Consider the following 21,289-nt stretch of genomic DNA (forward strand, 5'->3'; position numbering starts at 1 on the left):
TCCCCGAGCACTTTAGCTCGGGGACCTTTACTATTTGCCTGAAGGAATATTCCAACTATCTAAGGACTCAAGGGAGGCTGCCTTTCCTTTACCGGTGAAATTAATTTACGGGTAACTAGGTTGGGTTTCTCATATACTTTTGCGAGGGCGCCCCTAAAATGCTCGCTACCAGACAGCTGTAGTTTGCCTAATAGACCAGCCAATTAAAAAGAACGCGAGAAAACCTTTCTCGCGTTCTTTTTAAGCTAACCAAACTTATGCGTCTGCTTCATCTTCCTCAGCTACGAAGTCTACCCCAGCTTCAGCTCGCTGTTCAGCGGTAATCGGAGCAGGAGCCTGAGTCAAAGGATCGTAACCGCCCCCGGACTTGGGGAAGGCAATTACGTCGCGGATAGAATCTGCCTTTGTCAGTAAGGACACAATCCGGTCCCAACCAAATGCCAACCCACCGTGTGGTGGAGCGCCGAAACGGAAAGCGTCAAGTAGGAAGCCGAACTTTTCCTGTGCTTCTTCAGGACCGATCCCCATTACGTTGAAGATACGCTCTTGCACGTCACGGCGGTGAATACGGATGGAGCCGCCGCCAATTTCGTTACCGTTACAGACAATGTCGTAAGCGTAAGCCAAGGCGTTGCCGGGATCTTCTTCGAAATTGTCGATCCAATCTGGGTTTGGTGAAGTGAATGCGTGGTGTACTGCCGTCCACTTAGAGTTACCCAAATCAACGTCATCATCTTGACCGGCTGGTTTAAACAGTGGTGCGTCTACCACCCAAACGAATGACCAAGCGTCTTCGTCAATCAAGCCGGTACGCTTACCGATTTCCAAACGGGTGGCCCCCAGTAGAGCACGGGCTTCATCAGCCTTACCAGCGCCAAAGAAGATACAGTCACCATTGGTAGCTCCAGTTGCAGCCTGTAGGCCAGCGCGTTCTTCGTCAGAGATATTCTTTGCAACTGGACCGCCCAGTTCACCGTCCTCGGAAATGGTTACGTATGCCAAGCCCTTAGCACCGCGAGAACGCGCCCATTCCTGCCACTTGTCGAAGGTGCGGCGAGGCTGAGAACCGCCTCCTGGCATCACAACAGCGCCAACGTATTCAGATTGGAATACGCGGAAAGGAGTGTCTTTGAAGAAAGCTGTTAAGTCAATGATTTCTTGCCCAAAACGCAAGTCTGGCTTGTCGGAGCCGTACTTTTCCATGGCTTCTTTGAAAGTCATCCGGCGAATCGGAGTTGGCAAATCGTAGTCGATAGTCTTCCAAACTGCTTTCAGAATATCTTCCGCAACTGCGATTACATCGTCTTGTTCTACGAAGGACATTTCCAAGTCCAGCTGAGTGAACTCTGGCTGACGGTCAGCGCGGAAATCTTCGTCGCGGTAGCAGCGCGCAATCTGGTAGTAGCGTTCCATACCCGCTACCATCAGCAGCTGCTTAAACAGCTGAGGCGACTGTGGCAGCGCGTACCAAGAGCCGGGAGACAAACGCGCTGGAACCAGGAAGTCACGGGCACCTTCAGGAGTGGAACGAGTCAGTGTCGGAGTTTCAATTTCAACGAACTTATGGTCATCCAAAACGCGACGAGCCGCCTGAGAAACCTTGGAACGCAAACGGATTGCGTACTGGGCTGGGCTACGACGCAAATCTAGGTAACGGTAGCGCAGGCGAGTTTCTTCACCTACCTTGCCTGAATCATCCGCATTATCAGAAACTTGGAATGGTAAAGCGTCACAGGTGTTTAGAATTTCAATATCATCGCCCAGTAGTTCAATTTCGCCGGTCGCTAAGCCAGCGTTTTCATTACCTTCTGGACGGCGGGAAACTTCACCGGTGACTTTCAGAACGAATTCTGAACGAAGTTTGTGGGCAACTGCCTCATCGCGAACTACCACCTGGGCAATTCCTGAAGCGTCACGTAAATCAACGAAAACTACCCCACCGTGGTCGCGGCGGCGGTCTACCCAGCCGGCTACGGTTACGGTTTCGCCTATGAGTGAGGCGTTAAGGGTTCCAATTTCATGTGTACGCAGCATTTGCGTTCCTCTCTTTTGGGGTGTCGACACCGCTGAACGGGCGGGCGCACTTTCTATGATAAGTCTTGTTCTCCCTACTGAAAAACCGATTTCCAGACGTATTGTATTATGAAGCCTATGACACAATCATTTGCGGCGCGACTTTCTAACTTCACTTTGCTTTCAGTGGCTGCTTTCACGTTGATTACCGGCTTTGCTTTTGAGGCGATGGCCACGACAAATGCGATGCCAGCGGTGATTGCGCAGCTCGGATCTGACACCTGGTATTCTCTGGCAGCTGGAGTGGTCTTAGCTGGACAGATTTTCACCACTGTTTTTGCCGGTTGGTTAAGCGATCGCCTGGGTGTGGCGCGCCCATTACTTTTTGGTGTTGCCGGGTTTATGCTCGGTTCTTTACTGGCGGGTTTAGCGCCGAATCTGCTGGTCTTTGTCGCGGCCCGGTTCCTGCAGGGCTTAGGAATCGGTTTCACGATTGTGCCCCTTTATGTGATGATTGGCGCCTTGATTGAGGCAGAAGACCGCCCGAAACTTTTTGCCTCCTTTTCCTATGCTTGGGTGGTTCCGTCCATGGTGGGGCCTGCGTTGGCAGGTTTCGTGGTTAATACTTGGCATTGGCGTCCAGTTTTCCTGATGGTGTTACCGTTGGCTTTTTTCGGTACCATTCCGCTTTTCCCACTTTTGCGCCGGATGCCGGCAAAAGAGGATTATCTTTCCGAGGGCGATAGTGCCCCTGAGCATCGTCCGCCTTTACTTCCCACCATGGCGCTTTCTGGTTCCATTGCCCTAATGCAATTTGCTGGGGGGACGAGCGGTTATTGGACGTTTGGCATAGGTATTTTTGCAGTGATGCTTTTTCTTTATGGAATGATCTGGCTTTTCCCGAAAGCTACTTTCCGGGCAGCTACGGGGGTGGCTTCCATGTATGCCACGCGGTTTTTACTAATGGCAGCGATGATTGGTACCGAGTTCTTTATCCCGTTGATTCTTAACCGTGAGCACGGTTGGGATTTACAGCAAACCGGTTGGGTTTTAACTTTGGGGACAATCACATGGACACTTGGCTCGTATATCCAAAGTCGTGTGAAACCAATGCAGGCTCGCTTAAAGTTGCCTTTTATTGGGGCGATCTTAGTTTTCGTTGGGAACCTTTCGTTAATTGGGTTAGCTTTTGCAAATCTCAGTGTTTATCCGTCTTTAGTGGGCTGGGGGCTAATTGGTTTAGGCATGGGCGTTATGACCTCCACAATCTCAGATCTTTCATTAGCAGTCACTCCTTTTAAACACCACGGTGATGTCTCTTCTAAACTGCAGTTAGCTGATGCAACTGGCCCGGCAGTTGCTACGGGATTATTTGGTTTAGCTTTAGGAATCTGGGGGAACTTTATTGCTGATGCGAAGTTGAGTTTACCCGCTTATTTACCGGCTCCACTACTGGCAAGTGTAATCGCCTTACTGGGAGTTTACGCGGCTTGGCAGAATCGAAACTTAGTAGTTCCCACCCGCGGAAGAAAAGAGTGAGAAAGAAACGACTGGTAGCTGCAGCAAACCTGGATTCTCCACGCACTCTAGCGGAGCCTGTAAGAGAACTCACCAGGGCCTGCAAAGACTTCTTGCTTGAAAGCGTGTAGGGTTGATTAGGTTGCGAGATCTCCTCGGGTTTGATGTGCGGTCCACTTAACAGAAGGTTAAGTCGGTAGGTATGTGGTTTAAGGAGAACGCAGTATTTAATGCAGTTTTCCGATTATGAAATGGACACAATGACTACTTTTGCCGATTTAAATCTACCTGAAAAAGTACTTTCCGCGATTACCGAAATGGGTTTTGAATCCCCTACTCCGATTCAAGAACAATCAATCCCTTACCTGCTAGAAGGACGCGATATTGTTGGTATCGCCCAAACTGGCACTGGCAAAACCGCTGCTTTTGGGCTTCCGATGCTGGCTCACATTGATCCTGCTCTACACGCTGTCCAAGCGATTATTTTAGCGCCTACCCGTGAACTCGCGATGCAGTCTGCTACGGCGATTGAAGCTTTCTCAGCGCATTTGTCTAAGCTTAAAGTTGTCACCGTTTACGGTGGGGCTCCTTATACAACCCAGATTAAGGGTTTGAAATCCGGTGCCCAGATTGTGGTGGGTACTCCTGGACGTGTGATTGACCTTATTGAAAAAGGCGCGTTGAAGCTTAATAACGTAGCTATGCTGGTTCTTGATGAAGCTGATGAAATGCTCCGCATGGGCTTTGCCGAGGACGTTGAGACTATCGTGGCTGCTATGCCAGAGTCAGGGAAGCGAATCACGGCTCTTTTCTCAGCCACAATGCCTGATTTCATTAAACGCGTAGCAGACCAGTATTTGACTGATCCCGTGCGCATTGAAGTTGCTCGCCAATCATCTACTGTTGAGAATATTCAGCAAACCTACGCGGTAGTTCCCTTTAAGCATAAGCTGGGTGCTTTAGGACGGGTGTTGGCTACTCGTGATGAAGACGCAGCGATCGTTTTCGTGCGTACCCGCGTGGACGCTGATGAAGTTGCTGTGGATATGGCAACGCGGGGTTTTACTGCCGCAGCTATTTCTGGGGACGTTTCCCAAAATGAACGTGAGCGGATTGTTTCGCGGTTACGCGATGGTTCTTTGGACGTGCTGGTAGCAACCGATGTGGCGGCGCGTGGTTTAGACGTTGAGCGAATCGGATTGGTTATTAACTTTGATGTCCCCCGCGAAACTGAAGCATATGTTCACCGCGTGGGACGTACCGGTCGCGCCGGTCGCCAGGGTCGCTCTCTTACTTTCTTTACTCCTAAAGAACAGTTCCGTCTTCGCCAGATTGAAAAACTAACCGGCACTAAGATGGAAGAAATCGTTATTCCCTCTCCTCGGGAAGTTTCTGAGTTCAGAGCACGTCGCCTGTTAGCTACCATGCCTCAGCGTGTTGAGTTGGGTCGTTTAGAACTCTACTACGATTTACTTCACGAGATTCGCCATACTACTGACATTGAGATTGAGGACATTGCTGCTGCGCTGCTTGCATTTGCGATTGGTGATAAGGGACCTCAACCAGAAGAACGTCGCGGAAAAGGTAAGATCCGCCATGAAGAAGAAGTTGATGCAGAGGGCAACTTTGTAGCTGCATCTTTTGAAGCAGGTCGTGATGGCGGGAAGAAATCTCGGTTAAAGTCCACTAAACCAAGCTCTGCTCCGCGCATTTCCTCTGGGTTCTCCCGCCGTTACCGCGTGGAAGTTGGTAAACGTGACGGTGTTAAACCAGGGGCGATTGTAGGGGCGATTACTGGTGAAGGTGGCGTTGCTGGTTCCGATTTAGGACGGATTGAAATCTTCCCAACTTTCTCTTTAGTTGAAGTTTCCGGAGAACTTTCCGAAAAGGCTACTTCGCGTATTTCTAAAGCATTTGTTTCTGGCCGCCAGTTACGGATTAAAGAAGATACCGGCCCGGCTGAGCGCGGCGCAAGCGACGAAAAAGCTGGTCGCTCTGGCGGTAGACAAGGCTGGTCTGATCGAGGTCGCGGCGGTTTCAAGGGGCGCGATCGTAAACGCGGTGGTAGCGGACGCTCTGATCGAAAAGGTTTTTCCGCTGGAAAAAAGCGTAAGTAGTTGAGCTAGTTTTACGACTTTAAAATATTTTTTGGGGGGCTGATTTCAGCCCCCCAAAGTTTAAGCTCCACCAGTTAATGCAAGGTTTTCGACGATGTTTACCGTTTAGCTCAGTAGTTTTCTAAGAATTGTTTCCTGCCGACTAATTTCCGTTTTAACCGGGTTAAGAATATTTTCTTCTGCTACTGCGTCAAGCCGTTGCTGTAGGATGGTTGTGGCTTTTAAAGCATGTTTTCGCGCGGTTATTCTCACCAGAAGATTTGTTATCAAACTGGTAGCCACTGCCCCAATAGTTCCAAAAAACATCAGCCAAACCTTTATTGGAATCAGGTTCCAAGTTTGCACCGGTAAATCGATTAGGAAAAAGCTACGCAGCAGGTGAAAAGCCAAGAGCCAAAGCAATCCCGCCAAAGCTACTGCCCAACAAAGTGTTTGTATCCAGTTAGAAACTTTCCACCAAGTTGGTTTCTCTTGTGGGATTGGTAGAGATACAGTGGCTAAAGTTTGCGTGATCGCCGGGATTACATTTTCCGTTCCTTGTAAAGCAGTTTCTTGGATCTGCTGATACCACTTTTTGGGAAGCGCTTCTCCCAATGGTTCGAGTTCGCGACGAACATTTAATTTAAGTTGATTTGCCGCTTGGGTTGCCGGAAGTAGATTTGTTAATGAGGGTGACTGTTCCAAATGTAAACTTTTTGCCGGATCAGCCTTTAAAAGCCGAAGTTTACGGGTTAATAGAAAACCGCTGGCTAAACCTGCCCGATAACGGTAGGTGGCTTCAACTGTCTGTTGCAAACGAGGCACATTGGCAACTTCATAAACCGTGTTTTCAACCTGTTTTCTAAACTTCTTTTCTTTAAATCCTCGGTAGGTTGCCTGCAGTTCCAGTTCTGATTTTCCACCCAGAATTTCTTTACTAATTGCCTCTTTTTCCTCTTCTAAAGCAGCAATTAGCTTCTGGGATTCCTGACTTTGCCGGGTGGCTACCGCACTGAGGGTTTCCCGTAGGCTCTCAATCCCCTGCCCATTTTTCGCAGATACGGTAACTACCAGAGGGTCTTTTACTTCCCCTGCTTCTAACAGCCGTTGTAAATCTGCTTTAACCGTCTGCATATCCGCTTCGGTTAATAAATCGCTTTTAGTTAAAACAGCTACCGTTTTGGGCGCGTGTTTTGCCAGGGGGCGTATAAACTCGCTGTGTAAAATGTTATCCGCATACTTTTCAGGGTCGGTTACCCAAATCAGTAAATCTACACGCTTAATCAGATGCGCAACCAGCTCTCGCCCAGCTGACCGGATAGAATCAACATCCGGTAGGTCAAGTAAAGCCATATTCGCTGGCAGTTTAGCATCAGCTGGTACCAGGACTCGGTGTTTGATTCCCAACCAGTCCATTAACTCAGGCATCCGAGGAGTCATATGAACCACAGCAATCGCTTCGGTTGTGGTGGGGCGCTTCACCCCCATCGGGGAAATATCCACCTCTAAAAGCGCGTTAAATAAACTTGATTTACCTGAACCAGTTGCGCCGACTAAGGCAACTACAGTTGTCTGCGGGTCTAACTTTAAACGTTCACTCGCCAGTTGAACGACCTCAGCGGAACGCTTAATCTGTGCTTCATTCAGATCAGGTTCAGTAAGTTCAATTATTTCCTTGAGATCTTCTACCAGCCGGTTCGGATTTACCTGATGGCGATTAAATAATCCTTTCACAGTTTCTCCCCAAGTCTGGTACGGATTTCATGCTCTAACTCCCGCACTGTCCGCTCAGTGCTAAAAATCGCCTCAGTAAGTTCTTTAGTGTCGGTAAGTGGGGGCAACTGTCCCCGCAGTTTTGCAAATTCTTCACTGTAAAACTCTTTAACTAACTCTACTAATTGAGTATGAGCCCGTTTAGTCATAGTTTTCACTGCTTGTTCACCGAAAATCACTTCCAGTAGCTTTTGCGCAAAAATAGAAGTGACCCCCGCTACCCCCACTTCGGCTCCGGTTAAACCACCGGTGGACGCAAAAACCACAATCATTAAGGCAACTCCCAAAAGATTCACTCCCGCTGCCATTATTTTTGCTGTGGTTCGCCTGGAACCGCCCTCGAGACTAATCATCTCCAACAATTTTTGCTGCCATACCAGCGTTAAGTTTTGCGCTTTTGTCTGAATATCTTCAGTTGCCAACTCAGCTATTTCGGTTTCTAAATCCTGCAGGTAAGGGTTAGTTTTCCAGTCGGCACGTACTCGCCGATAGGCGGTGAATAATTCGGTTGAAATGATTGTTGCCAACCCTGATTCAAGGGCAACTTCAATAGCTTCTAACTGTGGTTTTTGGCTTCCAAAAAAGTTCCGCACCCTGTATTTGAACAGGGTAAAACCTTTTTCAATCGCCTTGGTTAACTCTGATACGCCTACCAGTTCTTGCCATCTTGCCAAGACTTCACCTTTCAAAAGGCTTCCATCTGCAGAGGCTTCTTTAACCCGCGTAATAGCCTGTTCAAGCTGTTGATTAACAGTTTGCTGACTGTCTTCTAAAAGCTCATTTTGGAATGAAATAGTACGCCTTACCGCATGAGTATCATTTGCCAGCACTCTAACAGTTCCTAAAAGTGCCCGCATAGCAGTTGCAATCCGTAACTGACTGCTTTCCGTGTAATCACGCAACCAGTTGGACAGTGGTTCGACCAGTTGGAAGGGAATCCGCCCATTTTCTAACTTTGTTTCAGGGAGCACCCAAAGAGGTAGCTTTTCTAAACCAGCTTCGGTTAATAGTTGGGAAAGATCTTCACTTACCAAGGCGCTAGATTCTTCCGGCGTTCGGTTCAAAACAACCGCTAAAGTTAAGTTTCGTTTCTTAGCTTCCCGTAGGATTTCCCAAGGTACCGCATCAGCATAACGAGTTGCTGTAGTCACGAAAACCCACATATCCGCAACGTCTAAGAGTTTCCGTGAAAGCTCTCTATTTTCAGCAACTAGGGAATCAAAATCTGGTGCGTCAAGCAAGGCTAAACCGGCGGGAAGTACCGTACTACTGCGAACTTCAAGTTCCTGATGGCTACCAACTTCAGCGGCAGTGGGAGGAGCATCTAAAGCTACCTGCACTTTCGCTAACTGCGGTAGTAAAGGTGAGCCTACCGCAAACCAATCCTGATCAGCAGCTGCATGGATTAAAAGCGGACGACGGGTAGTGGGACGCACTGGTGAAGCGGTAGCCACCTCAGTTTCCAACAGTGAATTAACTAAGGTTGATTTTCCCGCTCCCGTAGAACCAGCCACTACGCAAATCAGGGGGGCTTCAATATTTCGCAAACGCGGTAACACGTGATTATCCAACTTATGAACAATCCGAGAACGTTCCGAATCAGCTTGAGTGAACTCAGGTTGAGTAAAAGTAAAGCGGATTTCATTTAACGCTTTACTTAACTTTGTTAAAGCACTTATATCAACCATGACACCTCATTATTCCACAAATACTTAACTATTTAAGCAAAAGCTGCGGTTGTAAATCAGCTTCTGCGGGCATCCAAGTTTGTGGGTCGGCGGATACTTGTTCCCCACTGCGAATATCTTTAACGGTGTGAGCGCCCTCGGGATCAGTAAACCAAACGAAGGGAATCCCCCGCCGGTCAGCATACTTAATTTGTTTGCCAAACTTAGCTGAAGAGGGGCTGACTTCCACGGCAATCCCCCGGCTGCGTAACGCGTAAGCTACGTCATCAGCCTGACTGCGCTGAGTTTCGTCATTGACTGCTACCAGCACGCAAGTGGGAACGCTTCTTGAAGCAGTAATCAGTTCTTGTCCAAGAATCCTTGAAACTAAACGGGAAACGCCGATTGATAGGCCCACTCCCGGGTAGGTGCGTTTACCGCTAGTTGCCAAAGAGTCATATCTTCCTCCAGAGCAAATTGATCCCAGGTCTTCATGTCCTTCCAAAATAGTTTCATAAACTGAACCGGTGTAATAATCTAAGCCACGGGCAATCTTCAAATCAGCAACAACCTGCCCCGGAGCGCGTTTAGAAGCTGCTACTAAGAGGGTTTCTAACTCTGCTAAACCAGTTTCTAACAGTGGATTTTCTACCCCTAGTTTTGCAACTGCGGCAGTGACATTTTCAGTCACGCGGATATTCGCAAGTTCTAAAAGTTTCTCTCCCTGTGCCGGTGAAATACCATTTTCAACCATTTCAGCTAATACTGCTGGAGCACCGATTTTATCGAGTTTATCAATTGCCCGCAGAGCCTCATCCACGGCAGTAATCCCAATCCCTTCACAGAATCCCTGCACTACTTTGCGGTTATTAACTAAGACGGTCACCTTTGGAATAGGTAATCCGGAAAGTGCTTCTAACATCACCAGTGGTAGTTCTACTTCGTGGTGGAATGCGAGGGAGCCGTCTCCTACCACGTCAATATCCGCTTGGGTGAACTCCCGGAAACGCCCATCCTGCGGGCGTTCTCCGCGCCAGACTTTTTGGATCTGATAGCGGCGGAATGGAAATGCTAAGGAACCTGCATTTTCAATCACGAAACGGGCAAACGGTACCGTTAAATCAAAGTGTAATCCTAAGGAACGTTCTTTCTTAGAAGCTCGTTCTTCTTTTTGTTCTTGCAGTCTAGAAAGTACGTAAACTTCTTTAGAGGTTTCGCCCTTGCGTTGCAATTCATCAAGTGTTTCGACTGCTCTGGTTTCCAAAGATGCAAACCCATGTAACTCAAATGTCCGCCGCAGGTGATCTAAGATCGCATTTTCTACGATGCGTCCTGTAGGGAGCCATTCGGGGAATCCGGAAAGTGAGGTGCGTGCAAGCATTGGAAATCTTTCTTTATTTAGTATTTGCTTAATAGACTTAGTTTAGTTCTTTAGGCGGGATCAGCCCAAGCGCATGGCGCGTTTTACGTAGGCGTTATTAACCTTTTCAAAACCCCACTGGGTAATATACCCGTGTCCGGGTAAGAGGATTGTAGCGGGGTCAATCGAGTTAGCCAGGGTACGTAGGGAATGTCGCATCTGTGTTTCGTCGCCGCCAGGCAGATCAGTGCGTCCTACTCCCTGCATGAAAATAACATCGCCAGCTAAAGCAAATGGCTGTGTTGCAGTGAAGGTTTCAGCCAGCCAGTCGCTTTCTAAGTTAGTTTCTAAATTGGTGTGTGCCGGCAGTTCGAATAGAAAAATTGCTGAACCTTCAGTGTGTCCTGGCGCGGGGATCATCAGCATATTTAGTTTTGGAACAGGTTGGAAAGTACCGGAGGGAATTTCACAGACCTCGGCAGGTGGCTGCCACGGGGTTGGGAATTCAATCCCGAGGGGCAGGTGCGTTAAAGGATCCTTTAAGCGGTATAAATCGGGGCGGGGAATCCAAACGCGGGTATTAAAGTTAGCTGCTTCCCAAACGTGATCGGGGTGTCCGTGGGTAAGTAAAACCGCGTGGGCTTCTAACTGGTTTTGCGTTAGGTATTCGTTTACCTTTTGGGTTACGCCTACTCCGGGGTCTACAATCAGTGCCTGGTTAGAGCCAGGGGGCGTAATTACAAAGGTATTTTCGGCGAACATTTCCGCCACAATACTGTGAATTCTCATGAGACTAATATTAGCCCGGCTTGGTTAAAAATACGATGTGGGGCAAGAATCGGTTTAAATCTCGTAACATTCTTTCTAAATGACTATGTTACCTCTCTTAAAAGACGTAAGATTAATCGTGTAGGTTTCCTACATCACCTGCTATTTGGCAGGTGGTTGAATTTAACGCATCAATGTCGAACGGTCAGGTTTTTACCCAACCCCGTCCTCTAAATCTAGGAGTATCGTGAGCAATCCAACTGACGAAACCGTAAAAAACGAATCTCTTGAAACTACCGCTAATAAACCTAAGACTCCGCTTCTAACTGTTTCTAAAGAGGAAGAAGCAGCTAAGTTCGGTCGGGTAGATGAAGCTGGTAATATCTGGGTACGTGAGTCCGCTGGGGAACGTCAGGTTGGCTCTTACCCCGATGGCCTTCCAGAAAATCCGCTGAGCCTCTATATTCGCCGTTTCCTAGATTTGGAAGCTTCCATTAATCTTTTTGAAGCTCGGCTTCACATTCTTTCTCCAAAAGATATTGAAACTACGATTAAATCAATTTCTGCTTCGTTGGTTTCTCCTGCAGCCGTTGGTAACTTAGATGAATTACGTTCTCGTTTAGCTGGTTTAGAAAAGATCGCTGAAGAACGTAAGGAGCAGGCTAAGGCAGAACGTAAGCAAGCTAAGGAAGCAGCTTTAGCGGAGCGTACAGCTTTAGTAGAAACTGCTGAAAAGCTGGCTGCGCAAGACCCAGCTAAGACTCAGTGGAAGCAGTCTACTGAAAAGATGCGTCAGCTGTTGGAACAGTGGAAAGAGTTGCAGCGGAGAGGACCTCGTTTAGATCGTAGTGCTGAAGATGCTTTGTGGAAGCGTTTCTCTACTGCGCGGACAACTTTGGATCGCCACCGTCGCCAGTATTTCTCTGCTTTAGATGCCCGCCAGTCTGAAGCTCGCCGCGCTAAAGAAGCCCTGATTACTCGGGCGGAAGAACTCCAAAATTCCACTAATTGGGGGCAAACTGCTGCTGCCTATCGTGAACTGTTGGAGGAATGGAAGCAGGCGGGGCGTTCCACTCCGAAAGAAGACGATGCGCTCTGGGCTCGTTTCCGCGCTGCCCAGCAGGTTTTCTTTGACGCTCGCCGGGCCAATAGCGAGGCTATTGAATCTGAATTCCGCGCTAATTTGGAAGCAAAGGAAGCTTTGTTAGCCGAAGCTCAGGCTCTGCTGCCAATTACTGATTTGGCTGCTGCTCAAGAGAGTTTGCGGGGTATTTTGGATCGCTGGGAGTCAATCGGTCGGGTTCCTCGGGCTGATTTAGGTCGTATCGAGGGCGCTATGCGGGCGGTTGAGAATGCGGTTGCTGATGCTGAAGAAGAACAGTGGCGTCGCTCTGATCCGGATGCAAAAGCTCGGACTGAGGGAATGTTGGGCCAGCTCGCGGCAGCAATTAGTGATTTAGAAGCTAAGCTAGAAGCTGCTACTGATGCGAAGCAAAAAGCTAACTTGGAAGATGCTTTAGCTACCAAACGCGAGTGGTATAAGCAGATTTCTGCCGATTTAGACTGAATCTCTTAGTTTTAAGTGGGCGCCTTTAGGCGCCCACTTTTTTATTTGTCCTTAGTTTTCCACAGGCTGTTTCTTACGCGATTTATTTGGTGAAAAATAAGCATATGAGAGTTGATTATGTGGCGGTGAATCCCGGGGAGATTTTTCCCCTTACTCAGGAAACTCGGGGTTTATTTCATCGTGTTGAGCAGCATCCGCAGGCGGTACAAGTCGGGGCTTTACTCTGCCCTAAGCAGTTGGTTATCTCCCCTGTTTCCAGGGCGCTGTTATTAGAGCCTTTTTTAGATACTGACGAAGCCTTTTCTCACCACACGGCGCGGTGGATTCATTTGGGTACAGGTAATCCATTTCCAATTTGTGTAGTCAGTGAAAAACGGCGCCGAAAGCCTACGCAGAAGCTAGTTTTCTTCCGTGCTCACTGGGCACTACAGGTGGATACTTCCCTACCTGTTCCAGTTTTAAGTGAAGCGAATATCCGGTAGTTAAACTTTTGTTTTAAGTTAGTTTCGGTTTCGATTCCCTGTATTGCCCTGTACTCGATTTGCTTCAAACACGCCGTCTACTTTACGGAGTCCGCTTAATGTAGCGTTCAGATGGGCTGCGTCTGCCATTTCCATAGTGAAACGTACAGTCGCGATCCGGTCGCTGGAGGTAAACATATTCCCAGAGAGAATATTTACCTGATAGTCAGCCAGGACAGAGGTTAAGTCACCTAGGAGGCGGGCTCGGTCCAATGCGTGTATCTCAACCTGGACTAGGAAATTAGCCTGTGTGTCTGCATCCCACTCTACGGTTAGGAATCGTTCTGGATGATTAGCTTGGAGGGCTTTAGCATTCGCACATTCTTTGGAATGGACTGAAACGCCTTGTCCGCGGGTAATGAAGCCAACTATTTCGTCAGGGGGAACCGGGGTACAGCATTTTGCAACTTTTACCCAAATGTCATTGGCTGACATACCTTGGACAATTACCCCACTGTCTCCACTGGACGAGGAGCGGCGGGTTCTTCCGGGCGTGATTGCTTCGGAGAGAGTTTCCTCTGCGCCCTGGTCTCCACCTAAAGAATCGATGAGGCGTTGCACTACAGTGTGGGCAGATACCTGATTGTCTCCCACTGCCGAATACAGTGAAGTGATATCTTTATACCCCAATCCTGAGGCGATTGTGGTTAAGGAATCATGGGTGAGCAGTCTTTGGATCGGGAGATGTTGTTTGCGCATTGCCCGGGCAATCGCCTGTTTTCCAGATTCGACTGTCTCTTCGCGGCGTTCTTTGGAGAACCAGGCTTTAATCTTTGAGCGAGCCCGGGAGGAAGCAACGAAAGCTAACCAGTCTTGGCTTGGACCGGCTTTTTCAGCTTTAGAGGTAAATACCTCAACAATGTCACCGTTTTCTAGTTTCGTTTCTAAACTGACGAGTTTTCCATTAACTCGCGCGCCCACAGTTTTATGCCCTACCTCAGTGTGCACTGCGTAGGCAAAGTCAATCGGGGTGGATCCGGCAGGAAGTACTTGAATTTCCCCTTTGGGGGTGAATACGTAAACTTCGTCACCAGAAATTTCATAGCGTAACGAGTCTAGGAATTCTTCCGGGTCGCCGGTTTCTCTTTCCATTTGCACTAAGCCGCGAAGCCAGTTCATTTGTTCTTGGCTTGACATCCGGTCTGTATCGCCGTTGGTGGCGTTCGGATTTTCTTTATAACGCCAGTGGGCTGCTACCCCGTATTCGGCGCGTTCGTGCATTTCAAAAGTGCGGATTTGAATTTCTACCGGACGGCCAGCTGGCCCCATAACTGTGGTGTGGAGGGACTGGTAGAGGTTAAATTTTGGTGTGGAAATGTAGTCTTTGAACCGTGATGGAATGGGGCTCCACCGGGCGTGGACGGCTCCCATCATCGCGTAGCAGTCCCGCACAGTATCTACTAGGACGCGGACTCCAACCAAGTCGTAGATGTCGTCAAAAGCTTTTCCTCTGACGATCATTTTTTGATAGATGGAATAGTGGTTTTTTGGTCGTCCAGTAACTTTTCCGTGGATCCCGTTTACGCGCATATCATCTTCAATGCTGAGGATGACGTTGCGTAAGAATTCGTCGCGTTGGGGGGCGCGTTCACTGACCAGGCGATCAATTTCAGCAAAAATCTCTGGGTAGAGAATTGCAAATGAGATTTCTTCTAGTTCCCACTTGATCGTGTTCATGCCCAGGCGGTGGGCTAAGGGAGCGTAGATTTCAAGTGTTTCCCGCGCTTTTTTCTTCGCAGATTCGGGGGAAACGTATTTCCAGGTGCGCGCGTTGTGTAGTCGGTCCCCTAGTTTAATTAAGAGGGTGCGAATGTCTTTAGACATGGCGACAATCATTTTACGCAGTGTTTCTGACTGCGCAGCGGACCCGTACTTTACCTTGTCGAGTTTAGTTACGCCATCGACTAATAGCGCGATATTTTCACCGTAGTCTTTACTGAGTTGTTCAAGCGTGTAGTCGGTGTCTTCAACTGTGTCATGTAGAAGTGCTGCCACTAGGGTCGGAGGGGTCATTCCGATTTCCGCTAAGATGGTGGCCACCGCTACGGGGTGAGTAATGTATGGTTCGCCTGATTTGCGCATCTGCCCTTCGTGATAGTGTTTGGCAGTCGCGTAGGCGCGTTCGATTACTTCAACGTCTGCTTTAGGGTGATGGGCTAAAACTGCGCGGATCAACGGTTCTATTTCAGGCGCAGTTGAGCGTCGCCGCGTCCCAAACCACATTAGGCGGGAGCGAACCCGAGAACCACTTACTGGGTTACTGTTCATGTTCTCTACGCTGTGCGATGTCATGTGTTAATAGTAACATTTCTTTTGTTTTTAACCAGAATCAAGAAACTCTACTGGAAAAATCATTCCCGGCGCAGCTTAAAACTTCAGGTATTAAGTAATAATTTATTTGCCCTCGTGAGACTTACTCACGAGGGCAAATAGAATGTTTAGTTTAGAAAGTGACGCCACTTTCAACTATTAAGCCAGGTAGCTTGTCTCGTCCTTTAAGAGCTTCTAGTTCTAGAAGCACAGTGATACCGGCAACTTCTGCACCGAGTCCTCGAACTAGTTCCACAGCTGCAGCGGCGGTGCCTCCGGTGGCAAGCACGTCGTCAATGATTAGGACGCGCTGACCTTCGTGAATCGAGTCTGGACGAACTTCCATCCGGGCGCTGCCGTATTCAAGATCGTAGTCTACGCCGATGACTGGGCCAGGGAGCTTACCGGCTTTACGGATGGTAATCATCCCTAAACCAAGTTTGATAGCTAAAGGCGCTGCCAAGATAAACCCACGAGATTCCAAACCGGCAATCGCATCTACTTTTCCGCGGTAGTGTTCGGCTAAAGCGTCAATCAGTTTTCCAAAAGCCTCTCCGTTTGCCAAAAGCGGGGTGATATCGCGAAATAATACGCCAGGTTCTGGAAAATCAGGAATTTCTCTTAAATTTTCGGTGATTAGATTGCCAATTCGAGAATTGAGTTCATTGCTCATTTCTTTTTCCTTTTCTTGACTTTACCCTTTGGCTGAGCGGATTGTCCCAGATGACGTCCGGGAATCACGTCTGGGGCAAATTCTTCTTCCTCGGTAGCCTTTGCTGGTTCTACAAAAATATCTTTAGCTTTGGGCGCAACTACGGTTATTTCTTTCTCCCCGCGGGCAGCTAAAACGGTTGCCGTATGTTGGCTGGTACGCTTTCGTTTTTCTTCGATGAGCACTAAAGTTGCTGGAGCGATAAACACTGAAGATAAGGTACCGGCAATCATACCTACAAATAGTGCCAGTGAAATATCAATAAGTGTCCCCGCTCCTAAAAGCAGCGCGCCGATAAATAGGATTGCACCTACTGGAAGTAATGCCACCACTGAAGTGTTAATCGAACGCACTAAAGTTTGGTTCACAGCTAGGTTCACCAACTCTGCGAAAGTGTACTCATTTTGTTTGGTGAGGTCCCCGGTAAGTTCACGCACGCGGTCAAAGACCACTACGGTGTCGTACAGGGAGTATGCCAGAATCGTTAAAAACCCGATCACTGTGGCCGGTGATACTTCTGCTTGGATTAGGGCGAAGAACCCGGCGGTAATAAACATATCGTGTGCCAGCGCAAATAAAGCGGCAACTGACATGGGCCATGACCTAAAGTAGATGGCCATTAGTGTTCCCACCAAAGTCAGGAAGATAACCAGTGATTTAACTGCTTTGCTGGTTACTCCCGCCCCCCAGGAGGGGCCGATCTTAGTAGCATCAACCTCATTGGGGCTTACCTGGTAGGCAGTGGCTAAATCGGTACGTAGTTTCGCGATTTCTTCGACGGATACTTCTGGACCTTGAATTCGCAGTCCGGAACTGCCCAGCTGAGTGATTTTAGTTCCCTGAGTTAAACCGTGCTGTTCAAGCACTTTTTCGGCAGGTTCCTGCGATGTGTTAGAAAGCTGGCTTAGAGTGAACTGTGATCCTCCAATAAATTCGATAGAGGGGTTCATTCCGCGTATTCCGATGAAGGCGATTGAAACCGCGATCAAAACTAATCCAAGGGACAGCCATTTTTTACGGGCAGAAATGATGCCGTAGGATTTTTCACCGGAGTAAAGGGCGTTCCCCCATTTTGCGAAGCTCATCATTGGTTGGTCTCCTCTACTGCGGTGCTTTCTGCTTCCTTACGTTTTTGGGCAAGGGATTTACGTCCAGTTTCAACTCCGGCTGGGTCAGCAGAATGTTTAATTTTAGAAACGTTCCTGACTTTACCGCGTCCCATATAGGTGGCGGGATCAGTTGCCCCCAGATGTTCTGGGTCGAGGCCGGATAGTTTATGCCCGTTTCCAAAGAACTTTGTCTTTACCATGAGCACCATCATTGGGTGAGTAAACCAGAGGATCACAATCAGGTCCACAATAGTCGTTAATCCCAGGGTGAAGGCGAATCCCTGTACTCCCCCAACTGCTAGGAAGTACAAAACTGTAGCAGCTAGTAGGTTCACCATGTCAGAGACGATGATGGTGCGTCGCGCACGGATCCATCCAACATTTACCGCATCATCTAACCGCATACCGGAGCGAACTTCGTCACGGATTCTTTCAAAGTAGACGATGAATGAGTCAGCGGTAATACCTACTGAAATAATCAAACCAGCAACGCCCGCTAGAGAGAGTCGGTAGCCGATTAACCATGAGAGTAAGGCGATGGAAAGGTAGATCAAGATAGCGGCGACTACCAGAGAGCCTCCGGCTAAGAGCGCTAATCCGCGGTATTGGTAGAGCAGATAGAGCATCACTAAGATAAGTCCAGCGATTCCTGCCCACATTCCCTTCTGTAGGTGTTCGGCACCTAATGTGGCGGAAATATGCTGTTCAGTTTCAACATTAAAGTTAAGTGGTAATGAACCGAATTGAAGTTGGTTTGCTAACGCCCGCGCACTTTCAGCGGTGAAATCGCCGGTAATTTGAGGGGAACCATTCGTGATAGCTCCCTGGACCACGGGGGCGGTGACAACATTACCGTCCAGAACGGAAGCGAACCGCTGCCGGGCGGGGTCCACATTTCGCAGCTCATACAGTCTTCTGGATACTTCACTAAACTGCTTAGTGCCTTCGGCATTAAAGGTGAGGACTACTTCCCATTGGCCAGTTAAGTGTCCGTTTACGTTACGGGATGGCTGTGCCAGTGCGGAAACCAGGTTAGTTCCGTCAAGATCAACCGGGCCCAGAAGGTATTTTTCAGTTCCGGTAAGGTTACAAGCGACCAGTGGTTTAGCTGGGTCGTCAGCAGATCCCTGCGCTAATGCTTCAGGCTTAGTACAGTCAGTGATTAAGAAATCGTAAACTGCCTGTTCCGTTACCCACGCTAAATCCGAGTTATTTTCTGGAGTTTGCGCAGGCGCATCGGAAAGTTGTCCGTCTTTATTTTGATCTGCAATCGATTTTGCGTATTCTTCAACAGTTTTCGGAACTGTTTCCCCTTCTTTGGGGGCTTCTTTGGGAAGTTCCAAAGCATTTGGGGTGCCGGATTGTAAGACTGGTCTAAACCGCATTACCGCAGACGAGCGGATTAGGTTAAGAGTTTCTTCCGAGGGTTGCCCGGGGAGAGCAACCACGATATTTTGCCCACCCTGTGAAGTAATTTCTGCTTCGGAAACGCCAGAGGCATCGACGCGTTGGCGGATGACATCAATTGCCTGTTCCAAGTCGGTTTCGGTTATTTCTGCTTCGGATTCTCCCTCTCTTAAAGTGGGGGTAAGAATCAGCTGGGTACCGCCTTGTAAATCAAGGGCCAGTTCAGGAACGGGAGAGGCGACGTTACGAACTGTCCCAACAGTTAAAGCAATAATTGCAGAAACTATCAGTAGAGTCAGCGCCACCAGAGGTTTTACTGGGTTGCTTGTTGGAGGAGTCACTTTGTTTCTTCCGCTTCAGACTGAGGGTTTTCCGTTTCTTCCTCAGTTTCATCTTCTTCTGAGAAAGGAGGTTCGGTTACTTCAACGATGGCGCGCCGATCCCAGAGGGTTTCGGTTCCATCTGGCGATGCCAGTACTACCACATCACCATCGATATCTACTACAATCCCGTAGAAGCCAGAGCCGGTGCGCGCCCAGACGCCCTGTTTAAGTTCGTCATTTAACTTAGCTTGCATTTCGGCTTGTTTCTTACGGGCATTTGAGCCCATGAAGAATAAAACGGCAATGGGTAATAGAAACATAAGTGGAAGGAGATATTGCTCCACAGTTTTGCCTCTTCCTAGTTGTCGGCGTTATAAATTATGTCCAGGGTGAATTCTATGCCCTTTTATGTCGTTTTGCATCCATGTCCCACGCCTTGAGTGAAACTTAGATGCTTAAAAACATCTTTTAAGTTACCAAAGGGGCATTATAAAAGCGGGTTATCTGGGGGAACCAGTCCTAAATGTTCCCAGGCTTGCCGAGTTGCGGCTCTGCCTCGGGTGGTTCTAATGATAAAACCTTCGCGAACTAAATACGGTTCCGCTACCGTCTCAACGGTTTCAGGTTCTTCACCTACTGTGATCGCTAGAGTAGTTAATCCTACCGGCCCCCCGTTGAAACGTTTACAAAGCGTCTCCAGTACGGCGCGGTCTAAACGGTCTAATCCTTTGGGATCAACTTCAAAAAGACGCAAAGCCGCTTTGGCTGCATCTTTATCCACGTTTCCACTGCCGTGCACCTGCGCGTAATCCACCACGCGACGCAGAAGCCGGTTAGCGATACGCGGGGTTCCGCGGGAACGTCCGGCGATCTCTTCAGCTGCAGCTACTTCAATTTCAGTTTCTAATAGATGAGCAGAACGTTCGACTACTTTTTGCAGTTCACGCGCATCATAGTATTCCAAATGCGCGGTGAAGCCGAATCGGTCGCGTAAAGGGGCAGGCAGTAAGCCAGAACGTGTAGTTGCTCCCACCACCGTAAAAGGTGGTAGGGTAAGAGGAATCGAAGTTGCTCCCGGCCCTTTGCCCACAATTACGTCTACGCGGAAATCTTCCATCGCCAGGTAAAGCATTTCTTCCGCAGTACGCGCCAAACGGTGAATTTCATCGATAAAAAGTACATCACCTTCTTGTAATGAGGAAAGAATGGCGGCTAAGTCACCGGCGTGTTGGATTGCCGGTCCCGAGGTGAGCCGTAAAGAAGCTCCCAGTTCCGCGGCAATAATCATTGATAGGGTGGTTTTTCCCAAACCGGGTGGCCCTGCTAAAAGCACATGGTCGGGGCTAACTCCCCGATTTTGAGCCGCGGTTAAAACCAGTTGCAGTTGTTCGCAAACTTTTGGCTGCCCAATAAAGTCTGCTAATTTTTTGGGGCGCAGCGCAGCTTCGACAGCTCTTTCAGACTCACTGGCTCCAGCTGCCACCAAACTATGATTATCCACGGTTCGCTCCTAAGCTAATTAAAGCTGCGCGCAGCATTTCTGAAGTTTCCATCCCACTACCTTGGAAAGGTTCCACGGCAGCACTTGCTTGGGCTTCAGCGTATCCTAATGAAATTAGGGCTGCGATAACTTCACTTTCGGCTGCACTTACCGAAGTGGTGATCTTTAGTCCGCCGGTAGGGCTTCCCAATTTATCGCCAATTTCAATCAGCATTCGTTGCGCAGATTTCTTCCCTACTCCGGGAATCTTCTGGAGGGTTTTCTCATCAGAGTTCAGGACTGCTTCACGCAGTTCATCTGGGCTGAGTGCTTCTAAAGCAGCTAAGGCTGTGCGCGGACCAATCCCGGATACGGTTTGGAGGACATTGAAAGTTTCTTTTTCGTCCTCGGAAAGAAAACCGTATAAGGTGAGCGAATCTTCCCGGACGATAAGTGAAGTGTAAAGGGAAATTTCTTGTCCTAAACGCACCTGGTTTGCAGTTGCCGGAGTAACTAAAATACTTAAACCAAACCCGCCATTAACCACTATCAGCTGACCGGGTTTAATGGCGTGTAACTGGCCTTGGAAGAATGAGATCATTAACTACTCCCCTTTTGGGAGCAGATCTGCACCCTTTGGAAATTCGAACACTAGTTTGAATTCT

Annotated in this window: 16 protein-coding genes; 4 read left to right on the top strand and 12 right to left on the bottom strand. The window is 48.6% G+C overall.

Annotated elements, in window-relative coordinates:
* Nucleotides 1-255: 255 nt before the first annotated feature.
* Nucleotides 256-2,034: an aspartate--tRNA ligase gene (gene aspS / locus NXS08_RS02690; RefSeq protein WP_259136947.1), complete on the bottom strand. Its 1,779-nt coding sequence runs from the start codon at nt 2,032-2,034 to the stop codon at nt 256-258.
* Between the two features lie 117 nt (nt 2,035-2,151).
* Between aspS and NXS08_RS02695 the strand changes: the two genes are divergently transcribed.
* Together NXS08_RS02695 and NXS08_RS02700 are read left to right on the top strand one after the other, a co-directional pair.
* Nucleotides 2,152-3,552 carry an MFS transporter gene (locus NXS08_RS02695; protein ID WP_259136949.1) on the top strand — a complete coding sequence of 467 codons (1,401 nt, stop codon included), beginning with the start codon at nt 2,152-2,154 and terminating at the stop codon, nt 3,550-3,552.
* A 209-nt stretch (nt 3,553-3,761) separates the two neighbouring features.
* A complete protein-coding gene (locus tag NXS08_RS02700; protein WP_259136951.1) occupies nt 3,762-5,648 on the top strand; it encodes a DEAD/DEAH box helicase in 1,887 nt (628 codons plus the stop codon).
* 105 nt (nt 5,649-5,753) lie between these two features.
* On the opposite strand, the gene NXS08_RS02705 is transcribed toward NXS08_RS02700, so the two are convergent.
* The 4 genes from NXS08_RS02705 to NXS08_RS02720 are packed head-to-tail and all read right to left on the bottom strand — an operon-like array spanning nt 5,754 to nt 11,216.
* The gene (locus NXS08_RS02705; protein ID WP_259136953.1) at nt 5,754-7,361 is read right to left on the bottom strand and encodes a GTPase; all 1,608 of its coding nucleotides are present in this window, start codon (nt 7,359-7,361) and stop codon (nt 5,754-5,756) included.
* A complete protein-coding gene (locus NXS08_RS02710; protein WP_259136955.1) occupies nt 7,358-9,088 on the bottom strand; it encodes a dynamin family protein in 1,731 nt (576 codons plus the stop codon). The genes NXS08_RS02705 and NXS08_RS02710 overlap by 4 nt, the downstream gene beginning before the upstream one ends.
* Before the next feature lie 28 nt (nt 9,089-9,116).
* Nucleotides 9,117-10,448, bottom strand: coding sequence for a histidine--tRNA ligase (gene hisS / locus NXS08_RS02715; protein ID WP_259136957.1), 1,332 nt, complete (start codon nt 10,446-10,448; stop codon nt 9,117-9,119).
* A gap of 60 nt (nt 10,449-10,508) precedes the next feature.
* Complete coding sequence (locus tag NXS08_RS02720; protein ID WP_259136960.1) at nt 10,509-11,216, bottom strand: MBL fold metallo-hydrolase; 708 nt, start codon at nt 11,214-11,216, stop codon at nt 10,509-10,511.
* A 226-nt stretch (nt 11,217-11,442) separates the two neighbouring features.
* Between NXS08_RS02720 and NXS08_RS02725 the strand changes: the two genes are divergently transcribed.
* Nucleotides 11,443-12,762: a DUF349 domain-containing protein gene (locus tag NXS08_RS02725; RefSeq protein WP_259136963.1), complete on the top strand. Its 1,320-nt coding sequence runs from the start codon at nt 11,443-11,445 to the stop codon at nt 12,760-12,762.
* 104 nt (nt 12,763-12,866) lie between these two features.
* Nucleotides 12,867-13,244 carry a hypothetical protein gene (locus NXS08_RS02730; protein ID WP_259136965.1) on the top strand — a complete coding sequence of 126 codons (378 nt, stop codon included), beginning with the start codon at nt 12,867-12,869 and terminating at the stop codon, nt 13,242-13,244.
* Nucleotides 13,245-13,262: 18 nt separating this feature from the next.
* Here NXS08_RS02730 and NXS08_RS02735 read toward each other — a convergent pair whose 3' ends face one another.
* The 7 genes from NXS08_RS02735 to ruvA all read right to left on the bottom strand — a co-directional run bounded on the left by NXS08_RS02735 (nt 13,263) and on the right by ruvA (nt 21,225).
* Nucleotides 13,263-15,575 (bottom strand): bifunctional (p)ppGpp synthetase/guanosine-3',5'-bis(diphosphate) 3'-pyrophosphohydrolase, encoded by a 2,313-nt coding sequence (locus NXS08_RS02735; protein ID WP_259136967.1) that lies wholly within the window; start codon nt 15,573-15,575, stop codon nt 13,263-13,265.
* 151 nt (nt 15,576-15,726) lie between these two features.
* Nucleotides 15,727-16,266 carry an adenine phosphoribosyltransferase gene (locus NXS08_RS02740; RefSeq protein ID WP_259136972.1) on the bottom strand — a complete coding sequence of 180 codons (540 nt, stop codon included), beginning with the start codon at nt 16,264-16,266 and terminating at the stop codon, nt 15,727-15,729.
* Nucleotides 16,263-17,393, bottom strand: a complete 1,131-nt coding sequence (secF, locus tag NXS08_RS02745; protein ID WP_259136974.1) for a protein translocase subunit SecF — start codon at nt 17,391-17,393, stop codon at nt 16,263-16,265. Before secF ends, NXS08_RS02740 begins: the two co-directional genes overlap by 4 nt.
* Entirely contained in the window at nt 17,390-19,162 is a 1,773-nt protein-coding gene (gene secD, locus NXS08_RS02750) for a protein translocase subunit SecD (RefSeq protein ID WP_259136978.1), read from the bottom strand. Before secD ends, secF begins: the two co-directional genes overlap by 4 nt.
* Nucleotides 19,159-19,488 (bottom strand): preprotein translocase subunit YajC, encoded by a 330-nt coding sequence (yajC, locus tag NXS08_RS02755; RefSeq protein ID WP_259136981.1) that lies wholly within the window; start codon nt 19,486-19,488, stop codon nt 19,159-19,161. The genes secD and yajC overlap by 4 nt, the downstream gene beginning before the upstream one ends.
* Before the next feature lie 143 nt (nt 19,489-19,631).
* A complete protein-coding gene (gene ruvB, locus NXS08_RS02760; RefSeq protein ID WP_259136982.1) occupies nt 19,632-20,645 on the bottom strand; it encodes a Holliday junction branch migration DNA helicase RuvB in 1,014 nt (337 codons plus the stop codon).
* Nucleotides 20,638-21,225 (bottom strand): Holliday junction branch migration protein RuvA, encoded by a 588-nt coding sequence (ruvA, locus tag NXS08_RS02765; protein ID WP_259136984.1) that lies wholly within the window; start codon nt 21,223-21,225, stop codon nt 20,638-20,640. Before ruvA ends, ruvB begins: the two co-directional genes overlap by 8 nt.
* Nucleotides 21,226-21,289 lie beyond the last annotated feature (64 nt).

It is taken from the genome of Gleimia sp. 6138-11-ORH1, assembly GCF_024814355.1.
Classification (GTDB): Bacteria; Actinomycetota; Actinomycetes; order Actinomycetales; family Actinomycetaceae; genus Gleimia.